21 protein-coding genes are annotated in these 24,018 nt (G+C 54.3%); all 21 read right to left on the bottom strand.

The features are described from left to right. Nucleotides 1-54: 54 nt before the first annotated feature. Nucleotides 55-2,052 (bottom strand): nucleoside-diphosphate sugar epimerase/dehydratase, encoded by a 1,998-nt coding sequence (locus J5M58_RS16895; RefSeq protein ID WP_207878794.1) that lies wholly within the window; start codon nt 2,050-2,052, stop codon nt 55-57. Nucleotides 2,053-2,210: 158 nt separating this feature from the next. Further along, nucleotides 2,211-3,389 carry a DegT/DnrJ/EryC1/StrS aminotransferase family protein gene (locus J5M58_RS16900; RefSeq protein WP_207878796.1) on the bottom strand — a complete coding sequence of 393 codons (1,179 nt, stop codon included), beginning with the start codon at nt 3,387-3,389 and terminating at the stop codon, nt 2,211-2,213. A gap of 84 nt (nt 3,390-3,473) precedes the next feature. Further along, the gene (locus tag J5M58_RS16905; RefSeq protein WP_196188390.1) at nt 3,474-4,094 is read right to left on the bottom strand and encodes an acetyltransferase; all 621 of its coding nucleotides are present in this window, start codon (nt 4,092-4,094) and stop codon (nt 3,474-3,476) included. Beyond that, on the bottom strand, nt 4,094-4,684 hold the full coding sequence (locus tag J5M58_RS16910; protein ID WP_207878798.1) for a sugar transferase: 591 nt from the start codon (nt 4,682-4,684) through the stop codon (nt 4,094-4,096). Before J5M58_RS16910 ends, J5M58_RS16905 begins: the two co-directional genes overlap by 1 nt. After that, nucleotides 4,681-5,907, bottom strand: a complete 1,227-nt coding sequence (locus J5M58_RS16915; protein WP_207878800.1) for a glycosyltransferase family 4 protein — start codon at nt 5,905-5,907, stop codon at nt 4,681-4,683. Before J5M58_RS16915 ends, J5M58_RS16910 begins: the two co-directional genes overlap by 4 nt. Then, nucleotides 5,904-6,995 carry a non-hydrolyzing UDP-N-acetylglucosamine 2-epimerase gene (gene wecB, locus J5M58_RS16920; RefSeq protein ID WP_243432380.1) on the bottom strand — a complete coding sequence of 364 codons (1,092 nt, stop codon included), beginning with the start codon at nt 6,993-6,995 and terminating at the stop codon, nt 5,904-5,906. The genes J5M58_RS16915 and wecB overlap by 4 nt, the downstream gene beginning before the upstream one ends. A 5-nt stretch (nt 6,996-7,000) precedes the next feature. Beyond that, nucleotides 7,001-8,113: a glycosyltransferase family 4 protein gene (locus tag J5M58_RS16925; RefSeq protein WP_207878802.1), complete on the bottom strand. Its 1,113-nt coding sequence runs from the start codon at nt 8,111-8,113 to the stop codon at nt 7,001-7,003. Between the two features lie 14 nt (nt 8,114-8,127). Then, entirely contained in the window at nt 8,128-9,261 is a 1,134-nt protein-coding gene (locus J5M58_RS16930; protein WP_207878804.1) for an N-acetyl sugar amidotransferase, read from the bottom strand. 144 nt (nt 9,262-9,405) lie between these two features. Beyond that, on the bottom strand, nt 9,406-10,161 hold the full coding sequence (locus J5M58_RS16935) for an AglZ/HisF2 family acetamidino modification protein (RefSeq protein WP_207878806.1): 756 nt from the start codon (nt 10,159-10,161) through the stop codon (nt 9,406-9,408). Continuing rightward, a complete protein-coding gene (hisH, locus tag J5M58_RS16940; protein ID WP_207878808.1) occupies nt 10,161-10,769 on the bottom strand; it encodes an imidazole glycerol phosphate synthase subunit HisH in 609 nt (202 codons plus the stop codon). The genes J5M58_RS16935 and hisH overlap by 1 nt, the downstream gene beginning before the upstream one ends. After that, the gene (locus J5M58_RS16945; RefSeq protein WP_207878810.1) at nt 10,766-12,001 is read right to left on the bottom strand and encodes an oligosaccharide flippase family protein; all 1,236 of its coding nucleotides are present in this window, start codon (nt 11,999-12,001) and stop codon (nt 10,766-10,768) included. Before J5M58_RS16945 ends, hisH begins: the two co-directional genes overlap by 4 nt. Nucleotides 12,002-12,278: 277 nt before the next feature. Then, nucleotides 12,279-13,361, bottom strand: a complete 1,083-nt coding sequence (locus tag J5M58_RS16950; protein WP_207878812.1) for a DegT/DnrJ/EryC1/StrS aminotransferase family protein — start codon at nt 13,359-13,361, stop codon at nt 12,279-12,281. Between the two features lie 2 nt (nt 13,362-13,363). Continuing rightward, entirely contained in the window at nt 13,364-13,939 is a 576-nt protein-coding gene (gene wbpD, locus J5M58_RS16955; protein ID WP_133970665.1) for a UDP-2-acetamido-3-amino-2,3-dideoxy-D-glucuronate N-acetyltransferase, read from the bottom strand. Further along, the gene (locus J5M58_RS16960) at nt 13,936-15,828 is read right to left on the bottom strand and encodes an acyltransferase family protein (protein WP_368857201.1); all 1,893 of its coding nucleotides are present in this window, start codon (nt 15,826-15,828) and stop codon (nt 13,936-13,938) included. The genes wbpD and J5M58_RS16960 overlap by 4 nt, the downstream gene beginning before the upstream one ends. A gap of 66 nt (nt 15,829-15,894) precedes the next feature. Continuing rightward, nucleotides 15,895-16,845: a UDP-N-acetyl-2-amino-2-deoxy-D-glucuronate oxidase gene (wbpB, locus tag J5M58_RS16965; protein ID WP_003260857.1), complete on the bottom strand. Its 951-nt coding sequence runs from the start codon at nt 16,843-16,845 to the stop codon at nt 15,895-15,897. A 73-nt stretch (nt 16,846-16,918) separates the two neighbouring features. Beyond that, nucleotides 16,919-18,229 (bottom strand): UDP-N-acetyl-D-glucosamine 6-dehydrogenase, encoded by a 1,311-nt coding sequence (gene wbpA, locus J5M58_RS16970; RefSeq protein WP_207878814.1) that lies wholly within the window; start codon nt 18,227-18,229, stop codon nt 16,919-16,921. A gap of 290 nt (nt 18,230-18,519) precedes the next feature. Continuing rightward, nucleotides 18,520-19,884, bottom strand: a complete 1,365-nt coding sequence (locus J5M58_RS16975; RefSeq protein ID WP_368857202.1) for a Wzz/FepE/Etk N-terminal domain-containing protein — start codon at nt 19,882-19,884, stop codon at nt 18,520-18,522. Between the two features lie 150 nt (nt 19,885-20,034). Continuing rightward, nucleotides 20,035-21,099, bottom strand: a complete 1,065-nt coding sequence (locus J5M58_RS16980) for an LPS O-antigen chain length determinant protein WzzB (RefSeq protein WP_133970663.1) — start codon at nt 21,097-21,099, stop codon at nt 20,035-20,037. A 208-nt stretch (nt 21,100-21,307) separates the two neighbouring features. Then, nucleotides 21,308-22,735 (bottom strand): MBL fold metallo-hydrolase RNA specificity domain-containing protein, encoded by a 1,428-nt coding sequence (locus tag J5M58_RS16985; RefSeq protein ID WP_207878816.1) that lies wholly within the window; start codon nt 22,733-22,735, stop codon nt 21,308-21,310. Between the two features lie 102 nt (nt 22,736-22,837). Further along, nucleotides 22,838-23,101, bottom strand: a complete 264-nt coding sequence (locus J5M58_RS16990) for a lipopolysaccharide assembly protein LapA domain-containing protein (RefSeq protein ID WP_133978595.1) — start codon at nt 23,099-23,101, stop codon at nt 22,838-22,840. A 19-nt stretch (nt 23,102-23,120) separates the two neighbouring features. Next, nucleotides 23,121-23,423: an integration host factor subunit beta gene (gene ihfB / locus J5M58_RS16995; RefSeq protein WP_087501542.1), complete on the bottom strand. Its 303-nt coding sequence runs from the start codon at nt 23,421-23,423 to the stop codon at nt 23,121-23,123. Nucleotides 23,424-24,018: the final 595 nt, after the last annotated feature.

Below are 24,018 nucleotides of genomic sequence, written 5' to 3' on the forward strand. Positions count from 1 at the left end.
AGGGGGCGACGATTGGGTTTCTTCGGATTTCGTAAAGAGGTTAGGCCCAATACCCTAGACGTCTCTCAAGCGCTGCTGATACACCCAATCAACAATCTCTCCTTCGGGCGTGTATCCACTTACTAGCTCCCTGAGCAATTGGCGAACAACCGCAAAATCCTCGGTTTCGACTGCCTTTAGCAATAGTGCCAGGCGATCCTTGAGCACGTCCCAGACCAAAAAATCTTCGCTTGCTGTCAGTATCATTGGGTGCCGAGTGGGCGACACGTTGTCGCCAATCAACAGTTCCTCATATAGTTTTTCCCCTGGTCGCAGGCCGGTGAATTCAATAGCAATATCACCATGAGGATTCTTTTCGGACCTGACACTCAGGCCGGATAAATGGATCATTTTTTCCGCTAGCGCAGCGATTCTTACGGGCTCCCCCATGTCCAACACGAACACATCTCCCCCAAGCCCCATGGAGCCAGCCTGGATGACCAGCTGGGCGGCTTCAGGAATAGTCATGAAGTAACGGGTTATTTTGGGGTGAGTGACCGTCAGCGGTCCGCCGGCCTGGATCTGCTTATGGAAAAGAGGAATTACAGAACCCGACGACCCGAGCACATTGCCAAAGCGTACCATCGTAAAGCGCGTTTTATTGACTCTGGCAACATTCCCGGAATCTCCAAACAATACTGGCGCGACCTCCTTGCTCAAGGCTTGCAAAACGAGCTCAGCCAAGCGTTTGGTGCTGCCCATAACATTGGTTGGCCGTACTGCTTTGTCAGTCGAAATCAGCACAAAGTTCGCCACATTGGACTGAAGCGCAGCCTGCGCCGTATTCAACGTGCCGATGACATTGTTCAGGACACCTTCGGCAATGTTGTGCTCAACCAAAGGAACGTGTTTGTAAGCAGCAGCGTGATAAACCGTATTGACGCCCCACATCGTCATGGTATCGACCAAGTGTCTCTGATTGCGAATTGAGCCTAGGAAAGGTACCAGCCGCACAGGAAGTGACTCACGTCGGATACGCTGCTCCAACTCACCATGAATACTGTAAAGGTTGAATTCGCTGTGCTCAAACAGCAGCAACGCTTTGGGCTCGAGCATGAGGATCTGACGGCACAACTCAGAGCCGATTGAGCCACCAGCCCCTGTAACCATGACCACTTGACCTGTAACACAGTGGGCAAGTAAATCCTCTTGAGCCGGAACGGCATCACGGCCCAACAAGTCAGCTATATCGACCTCCTGGATATCATCAACTTTAACTCGGCCACTTGCCAAATCCATGAATCCAGGAACACTGCGTACATGTAAGGGGAAATTTTCAAGCAACCCCAATATTTCGCGACGACGTGCACGACTCGCAGACGGGATGGCCAAAAGAATTTCCTCGGCTCCTGTCGCATCGATCATTTTCTGAATATCATTGCCACGAAACACCTGAAGACCAGAAATGATTCGATCCGCGACACTCTCGTCATCGTCGATGAAAGCAACTGGGCGCATCATACGACCAATTCGCAGGGCAGCGACCAACTGATTCCCCGCAGCCCCAGCACCATAGATCGCAACTTTCGGCAAACCATTGTCACGGTTGGTGAAAGGCACATGCTGTCTGGCGGCGAACCAATCTCCCAGGAAATATTGTCGCATGATCAGGCGGAGCCCACCTATCAACACCAGACTGAGCCACCAGTAATTGAACACAATGGAGCGGGGAACAACTGCTGTGTGATTACTGTGCCAATAAACGACCAAAGCTAGAATCAAGGACGATAGCGATACCGCCTTGCCAATGGCAATCAACGCGTCATTGCCAAAATAGCGCATCACCGCACGGTACATACCGAAACGGATGAAAATAGGTATGGCGATGACCGGCGCAGCCAAGAACAACCAGTAGTGCAAGCGCAGCGGGTGATAGATTTCATCTATTCCAAGACGAACTAAAAACGCCAGCCACAGGGCGAACCAAACCAACAGCACGTCAGTTACGACCTGAAGGGCGCGTTTGTAGCGCCGGGGCAACAACAACATCCCCGTACGCAGCTTATCCGTCATCCGCTTACTCTCCTGATTCCGAACCAAACCAGATCCCTTCCTATCACATTTTTCCATACGAGCTTCTTGCCTTTGACGGGTGATCCGACCAAAACCAAGAAATCACAATAAGGGCGTCGCCTGTTCGGCATATAGCCTTTAGGCGGACGCCCAGAATTTCATCGACGAGCAGCGTCTTGCATGACCTTGATCAAGACATCGCAACTCTTCTCGATTTCGGTCGCCTTCAAGGTTGGATGGACTAGGAACATCAGGCTGGTTTCGCCCAACTGACGGGCTACAGGCAAGCGCTGCTCCGGTCGCCAGCCCGTGTCATCGAAAGCTTTTTCCAGATATACCTCAGAGCAAGATCCCGAAAAGCACGGCACACCCAACGCATTGATCTCGTTCAGAATGCGATCGCGGCTCCAACCCTCGGCTAGCTGATCGGGCTCCACAAACACATAGCATTTATAGGCTGCATGCACGCAGTCGGACGGAATTTCAGGAACTCGCAACCCAGGCAGGCCCTTGGCGCAATCCCAAATGCGACGAGCATTTTCCACTCGCGACTGATGCCACTGAGGCATACGCTTCAACTGAATCCTGCCGATGCCGCCTTGTACTTCAAGCATCCGCCAATTGGTACCGAAACTCTCATGCAGCCACCGGAACCCAGGGGCATGCTCACGCTCATAAACGGCTTCCCAGCTCTTGCCATGGTCCTTGAACGACCACATTTTCGACCATAGCTCGCGATCGTTCGTGGTGACCATGCCGCCTTCACCGCCGGTGGTCATGATTTTGTCCTGGCAAAACGACCAAGCGCCGATATCGCCAATGGACCCGACGGGGCGGCCTTTGTACCGCGCTCCGTGTGCCTGCGCGCAATCTTCTATCACGCGGATACCATGTTCAGCCGCAAGAGCCATGATCGGGTCCATGTCACATGGCCAACCCGCCAGGTGAACGCAGATGATGGCCTTGGTGCGGGAGGACAGCACCGCGCTGATAGTCGACACATCGATATTCTGGGAGTCGGCGTTTACGTCGGCAAAGACCGGAACAGCACCAGCATTGATAATGCTGGAGACCGAGGCGAGGAAAGTACGGGAGGTCACGATAACCTCGTCACCGGTGCCGATTCCCAGGGCCAGCAGAGCCAGGTCCAGCGCCACTGTTCCGTTGGCAACAGCGACTGCAAAATCAGTTTCAGTCCAGTCAGCGAATTCACGTTCGAACTGACGGCATTCCTGTCCTGTCCAGTAATTGACCTTGTTGGACAAAATGACATCACGCGCGCAGTTTGCTTCTTCTTCGGAGAACGACGGCCATGGGGAAAAGGGGGTGTTCAGCATTGAATTGATCCTGATTCATTAAGCTGGCAAGAATGCAAACGGCTGTACCACACAGTCTACAGCCGCATCATTGATTTCGTGGAATTATTCCAAGGCCCGGGCAGGTACTCCGACCACCGTCATCCCCTCAGCGACATCGGATACGACTGCAGCTCCAGCGCCCACCACCACGTTTGCACCGATGCTGATCAGTTGCTTTACGCAGGCGCCGATGCCCACCCATGAGCACTGACCTATCGTCACACCACCTGCAAGCCGGGCGCCCGGGCTGATATGGACAGAATCAGCCAGCAAGCAGTCGTGATCAACACTGCAACCCGTGTTCAAAATACCTCCTAGCCCCACGGAGGCGCCGGCATTCAGGACCGCACCGGCAAACACCACGCTTCCAGCCCCAACATTGGCATACCGGCTGACGTAAGCGAGTGGGTGGATAAGGGTAGCCAGCGTAGCCCCCTGTTGGATCAAAGCTGCGAGCTTCGCCTGGCGAATAGCGTTATTGCCGATGGCAACCACGACCCCGTCAAACTCATGAGCGTTCTCGAAAAAATCTTGGCCCGTGCCGACTACATCCCATACACCATTGGAGGTGAGAGAAGGCCAAGCGTCATCAAAGAACAAGACCTCTGTCCAGCCGCAAACCCCCGCAGTATCCGCAACTACCTTTCCGTGCCCACTGGCACCAAGGATGGCAAGTCTTTTCATCACTTGTTGCCCGTGAATTTCGACATGGTGACCTCGCCGCTGGCGCTAATGCCGTCTCTTTTTACAACTTTCTTGATGGTCAAAGCGATAATTTTGACATCCAGCCAAAGCGAGCGATTTTCGACATACCAAACGTCCAACTCAAACTTTTCTGGCCAGCCCAGCGCGTTTCGCCCATTGATTTGAGCCCAGCCGGTTACCCCTGGTCGCACTTTATGACGCAAATATTGCCGCTCGTTGTAGAGTGGCAGATATTCCATCAACAATGGCCTGGGCCCAACAAGACTCATCTCACCTTTGAGCACGTTCCACAGCTCGGGCAGCTCATCGAGACTGCTAGAGCGAAGAAAGCTACCGAATGGCGTCATGCGCTGTGAATCCGGCAATGGCACACCATTGCTGTCGCAGGCATCGCGCATGGTGCGGAATTTGATCATCTCGAATGGTTTGCCACATAGTCCCGGACGGACCTGGCGGAACAATACCGGCCCCCCGAGCCTACGCTTGATCAGCACTGCTACAACCAGGATGACCGGAGACAACACGATCAACCCAATCAATGCCCCGGCGAAGTCAATGACTCTTTTCATCTGCTGGACTCACAAGCCTCGTTGAGGCAACCGGCCAAACTACCTGCAAGCTTGTCGAACCCATGCTCGACTTCAACATAGCGCCGGCCAGCACGCCCCATTGCAGCCCTATCTTCACTTGGCAACCGGGTCAACCTAGCTACCGCATCGGCCAAAGCCTCCGGGTTACCTGGTTGAACGGTGTATCCAGCCCCGGAATCTTCAATCGGGTTGTTACCCGCATCACAACAAAACAGTACCGGACGCTGCCCAGCCATGAAATCGAACAGCTTGTTCGAACTGATACCGTACTTGAACACCGGGGCATTGATCAGATTGAACACAAATGCATCCGCTTGCGCCGCAAGTGCCGGAATTTCCCTTTTTGGAACGGGATCTTCGAAGCTGACACGCTTGAGACCAAACTTTTCAGCCATGGTGATCAACTCGCCTTTGCACGGGCCGTTACCGATAATCCGAAGGCGGACATTGGACATTTCAGGTCTTTGCTCGATGATTTGCTGCGCACGTAGCACATTGTCCAACCCATTGGCTGGACCATGCGCACCAAAATACATCAGCGTAAACTCATCTCCCGACACTTTATCCGCTGGGCATGGGAAGTCCTGAAGATCGACACCGTTCGGGATCCAGGCAATTTTTTTCGGATCGATGCCCATGGGTACTATGTACTCGTGTGCCTTGGGAAGCAGTACGACAATGCGTTTAGCGCGCTTGTACAGCCACTTCTCCAGCACTCGAAGCGAGCGGGCAATAAAGCTGTTACGCTCCAGCCGGCCCATGTCGATCAGCGTTTCCGGCCAGAGATCCCGCACTTCGAAAACGAAGGGAACCTTATGGCGCCACGCAAGCACAGCACCGGCAGCAGCTGCAAACGGGTGGACGCTCGAACCGATAATGACATCCGGTTTTTTCAAAGGCGAAAGCTTGCCGGGTTTGATTACCTGCCAAGTGTATTCCAGCATGTTACGCATACGCGCCGTGCCGTTGCCTTTGTATTCCGAGGTTCTAAGCCAAAGGAATGGAACACCGCTATATTGGTCAAGCCTGGTAATTTCAGAATCAGCCAGTCGCTGCTTGCCAGACTGGTGCTCCACGCTGGCAGCAACAATCGACGCCTCCCAACCATGTGCCGGCAGGTTTTTCGCCAACTGATAATGCCGGGTACCGCCGGCGCCACCTGGCTCCTGAGCGTAGTGGTTGAGAATCCAGACGTTCTTCATTCAGCAAGGTCCTTGATAAGGCGTTGGATGATCAGTTCTGCTGCATTACCCTCACCGTAAGGTTCTACCGCCTCGCCTTTGCTACCCAGCGCCTGGCGAACGGCTGATGCCACTTCTTGTGCAGAAGTTGGCGATACAAGCCGATTCCAGCCTGATTCAACCAATTCGACCCATTCGGTTTCATCGCGCAAAGTGACACATGGGACGCTGTAGAAGAATGCCTCTTTCTGGACACCGCCAGAATCTGTGGCAATTAGTGCGGCATACTTCTCAAGCTGAACCATGTCCAGATATCCGACTGGGTCGATGAGGTGCAAGCCCGCTGGCATTTCATCCAGTTGGCCACGCTCCTGCAAAACAGCCTTGGTCCTTGGGTGCACTGGCCAAACGATCGGCAGGTCGGTAGATAAGTCGCGGAATGCTTCAACGATCGCGGCAAGACGTGCAGGATCGTCAGTATTTTCGGCCCGGTGGACGGTTGCCAACACGTAGCTGGCTTCCTCTAGACCAAGCTTGGCCAGGATCCGACCGCTTGCGTCGACACGTTTACCATGAAACTTCGCAACGTCGTACATCACGTCACCCACCGGGATAATGCTGGCCGCATCGACACCCTCCGACTTCAAGTGCTCTGCTGCTGTGACAGTCGGGGTAAACATCCAGCGGGATACCCGGTCAGTCAGGATCCGGTTCACTTCCTCTGGCATAACCATATTGAAGGAACGTAGGCCTGCCTCGACATGAGCGACAGGGATATGCAACTTGACGGCAGCTAACGCACCCGCGAGTGTAGAGTTGGTATCACCGTAGACAAGCACAACATCGGGGCGCTCTTGAAGCAGGACTTTTTCGATCTCAATGAGCATCCTGCCGGTCATGTCACCGTGACCGCCGCCATGAATGTCAAGCTGATACGCTGGTGTACTCATGCCCAGTTCTTTGAAGAAAACATCAGACATGTTTGAATCAAAGTGTTGACCGGTGTGAACGACAACCTCGTCCACCCCGGGAAGCATGGAGATAACATGGCTTACCACACTTGCCTTGATGAACTGGGGGCGTGCGCCGATAACGGTAAGAACTTTCATAAAAATCAGCCTTTTAGCAAATCAGTATAGAATTGGCTTAGCTTTTTAGCCTCTACGCCCCAGTTGTATTTCTCAAGTACGGCCCGCTGGCCATGGCGCCCCATTCTTTCCGCCTCAACTGGGTTAGCCACAAGATAGTCGATGCAGTTTGAAATTTTCTGAGGATCCAAAGGATCTACACAGATTCCGCATTTACTAGAGTCAATGATATCTCTCCAAAGAGGAAAGTCAGATGCGATGACAGGCAGACCTACAGCCATGTACTCAAACATTTTCACTGGCAAAGAGTCCAAGTAATTCGGCGTCGGATGCAATGTCACGAGACCGGCCATCGAACTATCAAGCAGGTGTTTTACACCTTGGCGATCCAACCAACCGAGAAAATCGACCTTGCCCCAGCCTCGCTCATTCTTCACTGAAGACTCGAAGTTACCATCTGCAAAAACACCACCGATCACAAGCCGTATATCGGCTGAAGCCAGATCCACACCTTGAACTATTTCCCGGATACCGCGAATTTCTTCTAAGCCACCAATATAAACGACCTGAGGTAGCTTATCCAACCATTCAACCTGTCTAACCACCAACTCATCAACGATTGGATAATTATTAATATCAATAGAACGAGCGCCAAGGGAGCGGAACTTGTCGCGTATGTATGGCGTAGCTGCCAATACCGCATCCAACCTCCGACACGCCCACGCCTCATAAAATGCAAAAATCTTCGAAATGAAGACCCGCACATATTTATTCAAGTATGACTTCCCAAGTATTTGCTTGGGAACATCTTCGTGGGCGTCAAAAACCACAGTCTTCCCGCATGCCTTCAGCTTTAACCCGACAGGAATGAGTTCCGGATCATGAAGGTGATAGAGATCAGCGCCAAGGGCTACAGCTCGTCGGTAAAGGGCCTTGGTAGTTTTAAAGATTCTGTTAATCCGCCCACTCAGTTTTCCCACATCAACAAACGAGACACCTTCCTTAACTTCATCGCCTTTACCGTCAGCAACGACAAAATAAACCTCGTGCCCTTCCTTCGCGAGCGTTCGGCATTGCTTCTGGAAAATCCGTACATCGTACCTGGAATGAACTGATGACAGATGAACTATCTTGGCCACGTTACCTCCCCCACTCATGAATACACATTAATGCGACGCCCCAGCATCCGCTGGACGATCCCCTGTGCCTTTTTCATGAGGTTTTTACGTGAATCCCAATTATCAAAGTCTGTATAGTTATTAACTTTCGCCGACATCAGCTCTTCAAACTCTGCGGCGGTGATCCGCATTTTTTTGCAAAAATACTCGATATCAATCTGTAACTCAGCAGGATCATAAAGTGGCTCTGCCAACTTTTCGACGGCCTCCTCTCGACTCATTTGCCCCGAAAGCACCATGCTAGAGTAATGTAACCTGCGCTTATCATAACCAAACTTCGTTGGAAGATAGTAATTTTGAAATAGCTTGGTAAAAATTGACTCGCCATGCTTGTGAGCATATGAACGATAGCCAATGGCCTCCTGCAAATAGCGCTCCGCCTTCCGCTTGTCGTAATCCATGTAATTCAGTGGACGCACGGTGCGCATCCCTTTGAAAAATGGATACCAAATATAATACTCAACAAAACTGATAGTCTTGTAGTCCTGAAGCTTACGCTCACCATATTTCTTATGAATGGCCTTCAGATTAATTGCATCCATAGCACTTCCGTGCCAACTATCAGGAAATACCGATTCGGTTGCGAGATTACCACCACTGAGAATGTACTTGATGTCGTTTTTTACAGCAAAGTGATACATATTTGAAAAATACGCATGATCTTGCGGCACATCTTGATTGGCAACTGCTGCGCGCATATATGCCAACTGCAAGTCGCGCATCTCCTCCCAATTCATTACATGCGTATGCAAATCATAACCACAGTGCTTAATTACTTTCTCGATATTGCTAACCGCCAACTCACTATTCCAACCGGCGTCAACATGCACAACCAATGGCCGCAAGCCGAAATCTTTCACCTTGACAGCTAAATATGAGCTATCTACCCCACCACTGAGACCAATAATACAATCATATTCTTTTCCGGCACCCTCTTTTTTTATCTTTTCAATAATAGGCTGCAGGCGCCTTTCCCCATCATCTCCTGAAAAAAGCTGTTGCGACTGGAGATTGTCGAACTTATGGCAGTGATTGCATACTCCCGCGTCATCAAACACGATTTCAGCGTCAGACGTGTCCATGACACAGCGCGAACAGACCTTTACCACTCACCACCTCCTAAAACGTTTTCATCGGCCTGTATGACGGGGACTCCCTGCAACAGACGTAGCATGTATGACATCCAAAATAGCGTAGTGCCTGTGCAAAGCCACTAAACACCAAAATAAACTGCCTTCAAAACCTGAACATTCTTACCCAGCGCTCAACACGTTAATATCTGGATAACTGATCAATACGGCGCGGTGTTTGCCGTGAAACACAAATAGACTACCTGCGGCAACAGCCGAAACTCCGGTACGATCAAACAGATCAATCAAGTCCGCAGTGGAACCAGCACCGCCACAAGCGATGACTGGAACGTGTACTTGGGATACAACGCTTTCCACCAGCGATATATCGAAGCCTTTCTGCGTACCGTCGCGATCAACCGAGTTCAGGAAAATTTCTCCAACCCCAGCAGCCTCAAGTTCCTGGGCCCATTCGACCGGTTGGCGCTTGGTATCTTTGGTACCATTTTCCGAATAAACCGAATAGCCGCTCCAAAAACCTTTACGGCAATCCATGGACCCTACGACACTTTGCGACCCAAACTTGTCGGCAATTTGTCGAATAAGAGTAAGATCGTCCAGCGCAGCCGTATTGATAGCGATTTTTTCGATACCAAGAGAAAACACTTTCTCGGCATGCTCCAAGGACTTTATCCCACCACCATAACAGATGGGCATAAAGCACTCACCAGCCACTTCGGCGATCAGCTCGTAGTTAGGCTCACGACTTAGTCTCGATGCTTCGATGTCGAGCAGCACCAACTCATCGACTTCTTTTTCATTAAAGATTCGAATAGCGTTAATAGGGTCGCCTACATACTTGGGCTCTTTGAACTTCACAGTCTTGACCAGACCACGGTCTTTGAGCAACAAGCAGGGAATGACTCGCCTCCTGACCATTAGATCAACTCCACAAAGTTCTTGAATAGCTGCATGCCAAACTTATGGCTTTTTTCTGGATGAAACTGGAATCCGAAAATATTATCTTTGACTACCGCAGCAGTAAACTGCTGGTCATAGTTGGCGGTTAACAGGGTATTTTCTGCATGTCGGGGCAGCATGTAATAACTATGAACAAAATAGAAGCGACTTTCCTTATCGATTCCCGTCAAGATTGGATGTTGCAACTGAGGGTTGACTTCATTCCAGCCCATGTGCGGAACTTTGCGCCCATCTCGCTTCTCGAAGCGAACGATGTCCATGTCGATCCAGCCAAGACCAGGTTCGTTGCCCTCTTCCGAGCCATTGCCCAGCATCTGGCTGCCCAGGCAAACACCCATTACTGGCTTGTGCTTGTTCAAAACCTGCTCGTTCAACACCTCTATCAGGCCACTGCTTCGCAGTGTCTGCATGCCTGCATCGAAAGCGCCCACCCCTGGCAGAATGAGCTTGTCCGCCTGCTCGATATCCTCACGACTGTTCGATGCCTTGGCTTTGGCGCCCACCCGCTTCAGCATGTTCAACACCGAAGCAATGTTTCCTACGCCATAATCAACTACAACGATCACTTGGCATCTCCCTTGGTGCAGTAGAAGGACATCCAGAAATAAATGAAATACATGATTGCATAGCCAATGGAGTAGAGCCACAGCACCGAATCGACGGTGTCCGGAAGGGTGAAGCAGGCAACGGTCAAGCCGAGCAGCGTCAACTGCCACACCAGGTCCAGATTCTGCCGCTGCGCGATATAGATTGTGTAGCTGAGGGGGCTGACGACGAAGCGCATGTAGAACAGCGGTATCATCAATACGGCATAGCGCCCCGATTCGGCCCACTCGTCGCCAAATATGAAGCCGAACGCCCATTCGCCCACGAACCAGAATGCCACGAACGGGGGAAGCGCCAGTACGGCCAGCAGCTTGAAGGTCTTGATGAAAATGCTGCGACAGCTTCCTTTATCCCTATAGTCCCGGGCAGCCTGCTCCTTGAATACATCTAGCACCGAGGCAGCCAGCAAGGAGATGGGGGCGCCCATGATTTTCAAGGTCAAGGCAAACCAGCCTGCGCTTTCCCCGCCGAACTTTGCCGCCAACAGCACCACTGGGATCTGGCTGGCAATCGTATTGATCAAATCAGCAGGCAACGAAAACTTCGGGAAGTTTATGTACTTCACTGCGCTTTGCTTCACCATGCTCCATGACGCTGTGGCACTGGCACTGATCAGCGGTTTGCCAACCCAGATCGCCGCAAGAGCCGTAGCTACCATGACACCGAACAACTGCCCGTAAACAAGCCCCGCTACTCCGCCGACCAGATAAGCAGCCGAAACCTGAGCGATAGCAATGCAAGCAGCAAGACTGACTCGCGCCCCACCCAAACGATTAAACGATTGTTGATAGGTAAGGAGCGACAATACCAACTTGTTTGCGCCTAACCCCAATGAAACGGCTGTGAGCCCCAACCAATAGTCACTCACTACCGATGGAAGGGAGTCCAGCAGAGGCGCAACCAGGACGAGGCCACTAGCAACCAATACCGAGATAGAGACAGTGAGTAGCACTACAAGCTTGATTACGGCATGAAATTCATCTTTCTCCTTGGTGGAAAAGATTGCCAACTCATATCGCCCAGTCACCACTACCGCAAAAATGGTAGCGAACGAAAGCCAAGCACTGAATGCGCCCATCTCAGCAGGGGAATAAAGACGAACCAGCAGCAGAGTAACGCCTATGGTGATCAATTGAGCACCTAGGGTACCCACCAGCACTCGCGCCACACGGCTGATGAAAATAGCGCTCATCGCTTCACACCCTAAAATATCTAGAACGGGAGGATGACAAGCACACAGGATCGCAGAGCCTGCAAATCCCTGCGCTCACCAGACCTGCATTGGCAAACGCCAGTATCATCAGGTTTAAATACCGCCCGGCATCGACAGATTTGTTCGGCGCGTCCATATGCTCATGAAGAAAAAACACGCAATTGAGGCCCACCCACAAGATAAAGGTGCTGTAGGCGAACACCACAACCAACTTCGGTAAGGCTGATCCGTCGATCCGAGCAAATATAGGCATCCGTCAGCTCGTCAAAGCAGCGCAGATTGCATCAATGGAAGCCTTGTCCAAGTAAGGATGCATCGGCAAACTCATCACACGGGTGGCAACCTTGTCACCGACCGGCAACAACACTTGCTCGTCCGCTACAGCAGGTTGCTTGTTGAGCGGAATCGGGTAATGTACCGCAGTCGGTACGCCAGCAGCTTGCAGTCGCTTCTGAACTGCATCCCGATCGTCCACCTGCACGGTATATTGCGCATAGGCACTGATGTTACCAGCCGCTATGTAAGGCGTAGAGTCGACCCCAGCCTCCTTGAGCGCAACGTCATACCAACCCGCCACTTGCTGACGCAGACCAATCTCTTCTTCGAAAATCTCAAGTTTGGGCAGGAGAATGGCTGCTTGCAGGGTGTCCAGCCGGCTGTTTACCCCCACACGAATGTGGTGATAACGACGATCCTGGCCATGCCGTGCTATCTGACGAATCACGGTCGCTAGGGCCTCATCATTAGTAAAGATTGCGCCGCCATCCCCATAGCAGCCCAAAGGCTTGCTCGGGAAGAAGCTGGTACAGGCCACAGTTGTAAGGTTGCACGAGCGCTTGCCTTTGTAGGAGGCACCAAAACTCTGCGCTGCGTCCTCGATCACAGGAATGCCATGTTTGGCCGCAATTGCGTTGATCGCATCGTAATCGGCACATTGACCATACAGCGAAACCGGGATGATCGCCTTGGTGCGCGGAGTAATTGCCGCTTCGAGCAACTGGGGATCAAGATTGTAGGTGCGGGGGTCAATATCCACGTAGACCGGCTTCGCACCCAACAATGCGACAGTTTCGGCAGTGGCAATGTAGGTGAAGCCTGGGGTAATCACCTCGTCCCCTGGGCCGATACCCAGTGCCATCTGCACAATTTGCAGAGCATCAGTGCCATTGGCGCAAGTGATGCAATACTTGGCACCGACGAAAGCAGCCAGGCGTTCCTCCAACTCAGCCACTTCAGGGCCGAGGATGTACTGGCCATGGCTCAAAACACGCTGGATGCCGGCATCGATCTTGTCTTTGATGCGTGCCTGCTGGCTTTTCAGGTCAATGAATTCAATCATGCTCAAACATCCATCTTGTTCAGTTGTTTGCCGTTCAGGACGTAGCGCGCCCCGGTGTGCGAGCAGGTGGCTTCGCCTTGCTCGTTCAATTGCAGCTGCTCGCCAAACTCGCTCATCCACCCGATCTGCCGAGCAGGCACACCGACCATGAGCGCATAGGCAGGTACATCCTTGTTGATGACCGCGCCAGCGCCTACAAAAGCGTACTCGCCAATGGTTACGCCGCAGACGATCGTGCAGTTGGCCCCGAGCGTCGCGCCTTTCTTGACCAGAGTGTCACGATACTGGTCCTTTCGCTCGATCAGGGACCGTGGATTGTAGACGTTGGTGAAGACCATGCTAGGGCCACAGAAAACACCCTCTTCCAGCGTCACATTGTCGTAGACCGATACGTTGTTCTGTACCTTGCAGTGGTCACCGATAACGACCTTGTTGCCCACGAACACGTTCTGACCAAGCGAAACGCCAGCGCCGATCCGAGCGCCCCCACACACATGGACAAAGTGCCAGACTCGGGATTTCTCTCCGATCTGTGCTCCTTCGTCGACGATGGCACTTGGATGCTGATAGTAATTCATGGCTTCAGACTCACGTTGGACTGAGGTTGATCAAAAGCTCGCTGCAATTGCTGCGCCGCATAGTGGCCATAACGGCTAGCCCCCACTTCGTTGAGGTGGTGGCTGTCACGGTAGATCAGCAACCCTTGCTCGTAGGGCGCAGCAGCAAAGAAGCTACTGCTGGAAAAATCTAGAAACCGCACTCCTGGGGTGCGATCGGCAATTGCCTTGACTCGCTGGTTGGCCGCCTGCCATTCGCGATTGAACGTGAGTGGTGCCGACAACCCCAATTCGGTGAAGCGCCTTACTCTCTGGACATCCGTCTCGAACATCGGCACCTGGGCAAGCACGACAACATTTTTGTTGGCCCCGGCCGTTGCGCTCAGAAAGTCAGTCAGCGCCTTGGTGAATGCCTGGCTTTGCATCTGGTACTGCCACATACCAGCAACGACTACTCGGTCTACCTCCGGCAGCGCCTTCGCGACCGCAGCAATCTGGTCACGGCAAGGTTTCTGCGCCCAGGTGGGCAGGCGTTCGACATCAAAGCCGGGAATAGGTACACAGCTGCTAGCCGTGAGCACCCGGTATGAAACGCCCTGCTCATTGCCCACCTGATCGAAAAAGTGATTCAGTTGAGCAGCATGGCTATCGCCTATGACCAGGGCAGCGACATCAGCGTCTGCCTTGCCTCGCATGCAGCTACCTACCTGGGTACCGTGGCAAATCGTTTCTGGCGCCGCGTAGCGGGTCAACTCTACCGGTAGAGGGTCAACTAGCGATGCATTGATACGCACCGCACCCCACGCTACCAGCAAAACCACCATTGCAGCCATCGCCCACTTAGGAGTTTGGCGCACCAAGCCCGTTGCCTTCCTGGCTGGTGTTTCTATGAAACGGAAGGACAGCCAAGCCAATGCCACAGAAGCAATCGCAAAAAACAGCAACCAGGCGATCGTCAAGTCATACTGCCCGGTGTAATACCGAATAAACGCCAACACTGGCCAATGCCAGAGGTAAAGCGAGTAGGAAATACCACCAACCCAGACCATTGGCGCGGTAGCGAGCAATCTGCTCACAGGGCCGCGGCGAGCAGCAATGATCATCCCTGCCCCAACGCAAGGCACGATCGCCCAGAAGCCCGGAAACTGCTGCTTTTCAATTGCCAGTAGAGCCCACGCCAACAGAAGCGCACCGACTATGCCCAACGCACTGGCGAGTGTTTGAGGCAACTCTCGCTGCCGCATCAGTAACGCAACAACTGCGCCGACCATAAACTCTGGCGCGCGTGCCAGCAGCGAAAAATACATTTCGTCTCTCTGCCCGCCGAGGGTGCGGTAACCAACCCAGGCAAACGCCACAGTGGCCAGCAGCAGAAAAGCCGGGAGCCGCCAACGCGCGGGAATACAGATAACCATGATCGGGAAGAACAGGTAGAACTGCATTTCGATAGCAAGCGACCAGGTATGCAGAAGCGGTAACTCATCGGCCCGCGGCGCGAAATAACTGCCAAAGTGGGCAAAGTAATGGTTACTGGTAAACCATGCGGAAGATTTCAGGCTATCGAAAAAGAAGGCGAAATCGTCCGGCACGAAAAGTACAGCTGACAGCGCCGCGACTACACCCAGCATCGAGAAATATGCAGGAACAATGCGTTTGACCCGGCTTGCATAAAAGGCAGCAAGATCAACCTTGCCGCTGCGCTCGGTCAGCAATGCTGTGATGATGAAACCTGAAATAACAAAAAAAACATCGACGCCTACGTAACCGGCTTTCAACCAGCTGCCATTGGCGTGATAGAGCAACACCGCCAGTACCGCGACCGCGCGCAAGCCTTGAACATCCAGGCGGATGCTACGCTCAACGCGTTTTGCACCTGCATCGTTCGGCTTATTGAAATTATCGTTCGACACGCTGACTGGCGACCCTGCTAAAAATAAAAAGGGGTGGCGGCAAGCCACCCGTATTGCTATCTGCTTTTAACGCGAAAGCGCCAGAACGAACGGGTGCCCCTCGTTGTCCGCCGCCGCAACAACCGGGGCGCTACGAATGGTGTTCACGGTTTCAACACAGTGACGGGCATCCTCGATACCGTAACCACGGCCAGCAAGAATCTCTTCATAGCTGGTAGTGTGCAGATCGGTGAAGCCTTCGGAGAACTCCATTTCCTCACCATTGACGGTAATCGAACGGTAGGTTGGCTTCTTGCCCTTGACCGACTCTGGCAGGTCATTGGCATCGACCGACAGGAACCAGCGTACGCGTGCTTTCTCGTACTCTAGGTAACCGGCGGCCTTGTGCTCGGAGGTGAAGTGCACAACATTGCGCTGCAGCTTGCCGAAGATGAAGTGCAGCATGTCGTAGAAGTGCACGCCGATGTTGGTGGCTACACCAAACGACTTGCGTGGGTCACCCTTCCAGCTTTGCAGGTACCACTTGCCGCGCGAGGTGATGTAGGTCAGGTCGACTTCATACTTGTGCGGGTTGTTCTCGCGGGCAACCTTGTCCTTCAGGGCAAGGATTGCCTGGTGATGGCGCAGTTGCAGGATGTTGTACAGGCGCTTGCCGGTTTCCTGCTCGACCAGGGCCAGCTCGTCCAGTTGCTGTGGGGTCGGGACCAGCGGCTTTTCGCAAATTACATCACAGCCCAGGCGCAGGCCTGCGGCGATGTGCGGGTGGTGCAGGTAGTTGGGCGAGCAGATCGCAACGTAGTCCAGGGCAGTAGCCGGGTTGCGCTTCAAACCATGCGCGTGGTCGAGGAAGAACTCGAACTCGGTGAAGAACTCACTCTGCGGCGAGATGCTGTCGATGATACCTACCGAGTCATTGATATCGTACGCGGAGACCAGGCGGTTGCCGGTGTCCTTGATGGCGCGCATGTGGCGAGGGGCGATGTAGCCTGCAGCACCGATGAGAGCAAAGTTTTTCATGAGGCTTCCTTTGAAGACGAATGAATCCGCCTGCCCTTGAGGGCCAGGCGGATCAATTTGCTGGCGACGCCAATCAGGCCTTGATGATGTGGGCGGTCGGCGTGCGGTACTTGCCGCGGCTGTCGACAATCAGCTTGGCCTTGGCTTCGATCAGGGCATAGTCGAACTTGTCGTGATCGGTGGCCAGCACCACGGCGTCGAAGCTTGCCAGGTTCTCGGCGGTCAGCGGCTCGCTGCTCAGCTCGAAGTGGTGCTCGCGCATCTTCGGGAACACCGGTACGTGCGGGTCGCTGTAGGCAACCACGCCGCCCTTGGCTTCGATCAGCTCCATGATTTCGACGGATGGCGACTCGCGCATGTCGTCGACGTTCTTCTTGTAGGCGATCCCCAGAACCAGCACACGGCTGCCCTTGAGTGCCTTGCCGGCTTCGTTCAGGCCATCCATCAGCTTGCCCAGCACGTACTCAGGCATCGCCTGGTTGACTTCACCGGAAAGCTCGATGAAACGGGTGTGCAGGCCGTATTCGCGCGCCTTCCAGGTCAGGTAGAAGGGGTCGATCGGAATGCAGTGGCCGCCCAGGCCCGGGCCCGGGTAGTAAGGGGTGAAGCCGAAAGGCTTGGTCGCCGCAGCATCGACCACTTCAAAAATGTCGATACCCATGCGGTCAGCGACGATTTTCATTTCGTTGACCAGGCCGATGTTCACCGCACGGTGGATGTTCTCCAGCAACTTGGTCATTTCAGCAGCTTTGGTGGAGCTTACCGGTACGACCTGGTCGATGGCCTGCTCGTACAGGGCAATACCCACTTCCAGGCAATTTGGGGTGTGGCCACCAATGACCTTGGGAATGGTGCGAGTTTCGAAGTTCGGGTTGCCCGGGTCTTCACGCTCTGGCGAGTAGACCAGGTAGATGTTCTCACCAACTACCAGGCCGCCTTCCTGCACACGTGGCAGCAGTTCTTCTTCGGTGGTACCTGGATAGGTGGTGCTTTCCAGCGAAACCACCTGGCCTGCGCGCAGGTAAGGCTTGATGGCATCGGTGGTGTTGATCACGAAGCTCATGTCGGGCTCGCGATACTTGTTCAGCGGGGTGGGCACGCACAGGATCAGTGCATCGCACTCGCTGGCACGCTTGAAGTCGACGGTAGCCTCAAAGCCGGTTTCACGCGCCTTACTGATATTGGCAGCCGGGATGTGCTCGATGTAGCTCTGGCCGGCATTGAGTTTATCGACTTTCGATTGATCGATATCAATACCCAGCACATTAAAACCAATGGCGTTATAACGCAGCATCAGCGGCAACCCGACATAACCGAGGCCCACGATACCAATCAAGGCCTGCCGGCTTTTGAACTTCTCTACCACCGCATTCATATCTGTCATGCTTCCCAACTCACCTTGAATATACCTGCCCGTTTCCACGGCTGAACAACGGGTTATTGAACCTTCTTCGATTCATTCGTCAGTCGAGTGAATCCATTCGGCGACAGCGTGCATTACACATACTGTCGAGCAAAAAACGCCCACTTACGTTCGCCCGGGGAGCGGCCCGGTGGCTGCCATCAATGAGATGCGCCACAATCATATGCGGTTAGGCTTCGGCAATCCATCGGAGTTTTCCTGAGGCCTGCAACCGTCAAAATGCCATTAAAACAACATCATTCAATTGGGGCTCAAGCTTGCGCATCACTCAGCCTGGCATGGCCCTGCCCGGCCAATTCATCAGGTATGATGCGCTGTGCCGAACCCTCGATTTCCAGAACTCGCTGCTGCCTCGCACGGTCCTTGAAAGCACCTCGCAGCAGAGCAGCGACTGTTCCGAGCAACAGGCCGCCGATAAATGCAATCAGCACGATGAGTACCTTACGCGGCTTCAAAGGCTTGTTGGAGAGCACCGCACGCTGATCAATATTCACCAGGTGCAGCCCCTCCAGCTGGGTATCGATGGCTTGCAAGCGCGCACGTTCCACGCGAAGCGCTTCAACCCCTTCCAAAAACGCCGCTTCGCTCGCCCGGGCCTTGATTGCCTGGACTTTGCGGTTGGTCGAAAGCAGAATGAGCTCTTTGCGGATCTGGCCGATTCTTGGCTCGACAAAGTCATCTGAAGTGCGCTTGCGCAATGCAGCGCGCTCAGCTTCGAGCACTTCGGTGCCCATGAAGTACAGCGGCACCGGCCTACCGTTTACTTCGGTACGAATGATATTGCCATTTGCCGCGCTTTCGTCAGCCATCAACGAAGGTGTCGAAGGTTTTTTCAAACCGAGGCTTCGCGCAACACTGATAGCCTCATCAAGCTCGGCCAAGCGCGCCTCGCGCTGCAATTTCAACTGAACGCGCAAAGCCTTGAGTTCATCATTGAGCTGCGCACGCTTGATAGCATCTGCCTCTTCAAGGCGGGCGATATGGCTTTCATTCCCGGCCTGATATTCCGACACTGCAGAGTTCAGCTTCTTGTCCACCTCTGCCAAGCGGTTGGCCAAAATAATCTGCATATCCTTGGACAACTGGCTACGCTCTCGCTCAATGGCAAAATCGACGAAATCGTTGAGAATGTCCGCTCCATTTACGCCTTTTTCATAGCGCATCTTCAATCCGATAAAGTCACTCAACGAATCGTTCTTTTTCGGGTCTGCCAAGACTACGCTGAGCGCATCGCGGTTGAAGTCTTCAAATGCCTGCTCGACACTTTGCCCTTCATCCTGAAAAGCATCGATCAGGTCTGGTCGGGAACGAAAGAAGTCCAAACGAGCGGTATAAGAATCCAGCGTTGCACCAACTCTCTTGAGCGCTTCCGCTGGCGGCAATGAATAGATTTTTGACCGATTCAAGGCGTCCAACTGGTTCAGGGCGACCGGCCTTAAACTCGTGGACGCCTCATATACAGGCGTGATGTTGTAGGCGACTGCAGCGCCGACAAGCGCGCAGACGCCCCCAACGGCAGCAATTAGCAAGCGCCTACGCCAGATTGTGCGTAGAACGTTGAAAAGATCGATTTCGCCTGAGGCGACCATGGAGGGAGGACGCACAACGCTATTCACAATACTTCCCTGTCTATAAGGGGGTTAACCAAGACAGGCAGGGCAGATCAGCGTGTCGTGCTCGCTCTTCCAGCTTTCCATGTCATCGGCGACGAAAGGCTATTGTTACACCTTCCGCAAGCGACAACAACGCTTAGCGATACTCTGCGGTCAGGGAAGTTCCCCTCCGTTCGTCGCTTTGCGCCTGTACCATATGTCGCGCCCCAGCGCTACCAGCACACCAAGCCCTACCCCTACCAAAGCCGATAGCAACACGATGACAGCTTTTCGCGGCTTGATAGGCTTGTCAGGCTGGGAAACGGCACCATCCTGCTGGTACATCGCAACAAGAGAAGGATCGACCTTCAACGTGCGCAAGAAACTGAGCTTTTCCTCTTTTTCACGCAAATTCCGGATGAACGGGTCATCCGATGAGCGCGCTTCCAGGTTGGCGATTTCTGCCTCCAGCGCCTTGGTACCGCGCATGTAGGTGAGAGCCCCGCTCATACCGGCAGAAACTTCCTTGGACAGCGTCTCGGAAATGATCGGTGGCTTTTCCAGGCCAATCGACCGCGCTACGCGCAACGCCTCCTTGAGCTGGGCAATCTGGTCCACGCGCTGATTGCTGGCAGTGGCGCGCGCGGCCTTGATTTGCTGATCAAGGTTATCAGCCATGATCGATATGTCACTGCGGGTACCGCTCAACAACTCGTTCTTTGCTCGTTCCGCAGCCAACTCGGCGTAATTCGACACCCAGGTCGCCGCAAGGCGCGGGTCTTCAAGGTTCGCCGTCAGCACATAACGATCAGGCATGTCTTTGCTAGCCACGGCCACTTTCAGCATACCGTTGAACTGAGCATACAGAGCATCGCGAGAACCGCCCCGCTCTTCTTCGGTCAGCATGGGCAGGAAGGCGCTGCGAAAGAATTTGTCTCGTACTGCTTCAGACTGAAGGGACTTGAGGTAGATGCTGTACACATCCTTGGCACTCAGTGGCGCCAGGCCCGTTCCCTCACCACGACCGTAGTTCAGCTGGGCAATCTCGCTCTGGGAAGGAGGCTGTATATACAGCTTCGCCTCATACACCGGCGAAACCAGCATCACATAAGCCAACCCCAAAGCAATCACCGGTACTGCAACCAGCCCTACCCAGATTTTTTGGCGCCAAACACCCTGTACAAGCTCAATCAGGTCAATCTCGTCGCTACCACTCGGGCGCTCGCGTTCATTGCGCATTTAGTCTTTTTTTCCTTGGGTCTGTCTGATTGCATCATCTCGGGGCACGCTTCCGACCTAAGCGACTCAACACCCCTCGATTCAAGCGTAGCGGCTATTTGCCACTCTTTCCGCCACGCTTCTAACATTACTTCCAAGCAGTAGTAGAAAGACCCGCCTCGCAAAAGTTCCGCACTTTCTGACAGACATCAACCTTCCCGCCAGAAGGTCATTTCGCAACTGTGACGCATACCTCATGGCCCGGCTGTGCAAGCCTTTCGCGCAGGGCAGCCGCAAGCGCCTGCTTCGCCCTTTGCTCACCATGCACCAACACTATCCGCCGAGCATTACAGCCGTGCGCGAACGCCACCAACTGCGCCTGATCCGCATGCCCGGAGTAACCACCCAAGGTCATCACCTTCGCCCGGATCTCATGCATCTGCCCATCCAAATCAATCTGCACAAACCCTTCCGCCCCTTCACTCGCCTGTATCACCGCGCCCGGCGTGCCCTTTGCCTGATACCCGACAAACATCACCTCATGTCGCGGATCACCCAGCATGGCCTTGAGGTAATTGACGATGCGCCCACCCGAGCACATGCCATTGCCGGCAATCACGATCGCCGGGCGGCCAGTGCTCTTGAGGTAATTGACTACCTGCTGGTGGCGGGCGTGGGTGTCCACGCTTATAAGCTGGCTGAAACCGAGCGGGTCGCGCCCTTCGGCTAGGCGCAACCGGGCTTCGGCATTCCAGTAGTCGTGCAGATCCCGGTATACACCGGTAATGCGCTGGGCCAAGGGTGAGTCGAGGATGATGGGCAACTGCGCCCAGTCGAGGGGGTCGCCGTCGGGGGCCGGGCCGGCTTTGCTCAGCAAGGCCTTGCGATGAAGAATGCTTTCGAGTTCGTACAGCAATTCCTGGGTGCGGCCGAGGCTGAAGGCCGGAATCAGCAGCGTGCCCTGGTCAGCCAGGGCGCGGTCGATGGCCGCTTCCAGCCGCTGCTCACGGTCGCCCGCAGGCGGGTGCAGGCGGTCGCCGTAGGTGCTTTCCAGTACCAGCACATCGGCCCGTTCCGGGGGTTGCAGGGGGCGCAGCAAGGGGTTGCCACAAGCACCCAGGTCACCGGAGAACACGTAGCGTGTGTTGGTTTGTTCATGCTGCATGTCGCATTCGACATAGGCCGAACCGAGCAGATGACCGGCGCGCTGCAGACGGATGCGGCAAGTGACGCCAGGGCGCTCGACCAAGGTATGCCACTGCTCGAAAGGCAGGGGCACGATCAGGTCGCGGATGTAATCGAGGTACCTCGCCACGTGGGCGGGTTCGCTGCTGATGCTTAGTTTGTAAGCGTCTTCCAGCACCAATGGCAGCAGCTGGGCTGACGGCTCGCTGCACAAGATGGGGCCACGGTAGCCAGCAGCCAGCAGCGCCGGGATGCGGCCAACATGGTCTAGATGCACATGGGTGATGACCAAGGCCTGGATGCCCTGGACGTTGAAGCCGAGCGGCGCCGATGCTGCGCCTGGCGCGGCATCGCTGCACTGCTCCAGGCCGCAGTCGATCAGCAGGCTGGTGGACGGATCGAGGTGCAGTTGATGGCAGGAGCCAGTGACGCCGCGGGTGCCACCGTGATGGGAAAGGACGGGATATTCCATGCTGCGCACACTCGCCTGGGCCGAAAATGAAGTGCGCTATTACTCCATGACGGCCGGTGCTGGCATAGGTGAGACTTTCCTAAACCGATGTAGGAAATGCCCTTAGTTACCGCTCAATGCTGCCTGTCGGGCAGAAGCCTTGATCTTGCGCTTGCTGCGCTGCACGCCGTAGGCACCGAGCAGCGGGCCGACTGCGAGGCCAATGACCAGGGCGGCCAGGACCACCACAGCGACCGGCATTGCCGGTGCAGCCCAACCGAACAGGACCAACGAGACGGTTTGCTGGTTCTCCAGCACGAAGAACAGCACCACAGCCGCCAACAGCAGCACGAACACCGCCGCCAGGGCGCGCTTGAGGTTACGCATCAGATTGCTCCTTGTGGAATCAGGTGTGTGCCTCATCATGCTCTTCTTCATTGACCCGGTCGCGCAGTTCTTTGCCGGGTTTGAAGTGCGGCACGAACTTGCCTTCGAGGCTGACCGACTGGCCGGTCTTCGGGTTACGGCCCACGCGCGGGGCGCGATAGTGCAGCGAGAAGCTGCCAAAACCACGAATCTCGATGCGATCGCCGGTGGCAAGGCATTGTGACATCTGTTCAAGCATGGTCTTGATGGCCAACTCCACGTCCTTGGACGAGAGCAGCCCCTGATGGGTGACAATACGTTCGATCAGCTCCGACTTCGTCATATTTTTCCCTTCGTTATCAAGCAGCTAGATCATTGCTTAACCAGTTTGTAGCACGCTGGGAGGGATTTGAACAGGGTGGTTCTTGACTTAATAAAAAAATTCAAGATTGATGTTTTACAGGAATGGTCTAGCTGGCGGGGGTTGGCAGGGCTGGCCCCATCGCTGGCAAGCCAGCTCCCAGGCATCGCACCAGCCTTTAGAAATTGAGCAAGACAGTTGCTCCCACCTCGACCACGCCGGCCTCAAGCCATGTGCAAATATCTGTAGGAGCGGCCTTGTGTCGCGATGGGGCGCGAAGCGACCCCAGGTTTTCAGCTTCGCAGCAAAGATTGCCGGGGCCGCTGCGCGGCCCATCGCGACACAAGGCCGCTCCTACAAGGGCCAGTGCTGGCTTGTAGAGATACACAAGACAGTTGCTCCCATAGGGGGCGTGCAGGCTTTTGCAAATCTGGCCTGGGTCGCTGCCCCTGCAGAGATGCTGCCTGCTTCCAAGCCAGGTACCGACCTGTTGGGGAGCAGGCTTTTCGCGACACAAGACCGTTTACAAGAGGACTGTGCAAATACTGGCGGCCGGCACAGCCCCTGTGGGAGCGGG

The sequence above is a fragment of the Pseudomonas sp. 32_A genome (genome assembly GCF_017490905.1).
Classification (GTDB): Bacteria; Pseudomonadota; Gammaproteobacteria; order Pseudomonadales; family Pseudomonadaceae; genus Aquipseudomonas; species Aquipseudomonas inefficax.

Coding starts and splice junctions, on each gene's coding strand:
- ihfB (WP_087501542.1), bottom strand. CDS start 23,423: ATGACGAAGTCGGAGCTGATCGAACGTATTGTCACCCATCAGGGGCTG.
- J5M58_RS16915 (WP_207878800.1), bottom strand. CDS start 5,907: ATGAAGAACGTCTGGATTCTCAACCACTACGCTCAGGAGCCAGGTGGC.
- wbpB (WP_003260857.1), bottom strand. CDS start 16,845: ATGAAAAACTTTGCTCTCATCGGTGCTGCAGGCTACATCGCCCCTCGC.
- wecB (WP_243432380.1), bottom strand. CDS start 6,995: ATGAAAGTTCTTACCGTTATCGGCGCACGCCCCCAGTTCATCAAGGCA.
- J5M58_RS16980 (WP_133970663.1), bottom strand. CDS start 21,099: ATGCGCAATGAACGCGAGCGCCCGAGTGGTAGCGACGAGATTGACCTG.
- J5M58_RS16905 (WP_196188390.1), bottom strand. CDS start 4,094: ATGAAAAGACTTGCCATCCTTGGTGCCAGTGGGCACGGAAAGGTAGTT.
- J5M58_RS16985 (WP_207878816.1), bottom strand. CDS start 22,735: ATGGAATATCCCGTCCTTTCCCATCACGGTGGCACCCGCGGCGTCACT.
- J5M58_RS16895 (WP_207878794.1), bottom strand. CDS start 2,052: ATGACGGATAAGCTGCGTACGGGGATGTTGTTGTTGCCCCGGCGCTAC.
- wbpA (WP_207878814.1), bottom strand. CDS start 18,229: ATGACAGATATGAATGCGGTGGTAGAGAAGTTCAAAAGCCGGCAGGCC.
- J5M58_RS16935 (WP_207878806.1), bottom strand. CDS start 10,161: ATGGTCAGGAGGCGAGTCATTCCCTGCTTGTTGCTCAAAGACCGTGGT.
- J5M58_RS16900 (WP_207878796.1), bottom strand. CDS start 3,389: ATGCTGAACACCCCCTTTTCCCCATGGCCGTCGTTCTCCGAAGAAGAA.
- wbpD (WP_133970665.1), bottom strand. CDS start 13,939: ATGAATTACTATCAGCATCCAAGTGCCATCGTCGACGAAGGAGCACAG.
- J5M58_RS16950 (WP_207878812.1), bottom strand. CDS start 13,361: ATGATTGAATTCATTGACCTGAAAAGCCAGCAGGCACGCATCAAAGAC.
- J5M58_RS16910 (WP_207878798.1), bottom strand. CDS start 4,684: ATGAAAAGAGTCATTGACTTCGCCGGGGCATTGATTGGGTTGATCGTG.
- J5M58_RS16990 (WP_133978595.1), bottom strand. CDS start 23,101: ATGCGTAACCTCAAGCGCGCCCTGGCGGCGGTGTTCGTGCTGCTGTTG.
- J5M58_RS16945 (WP_207878810.1), bottom strand. CDS start 12,001: ATGAGCGCTATTTTCATCAGCCGTGTGGCGCGAGTGCTGGTGGGTACC.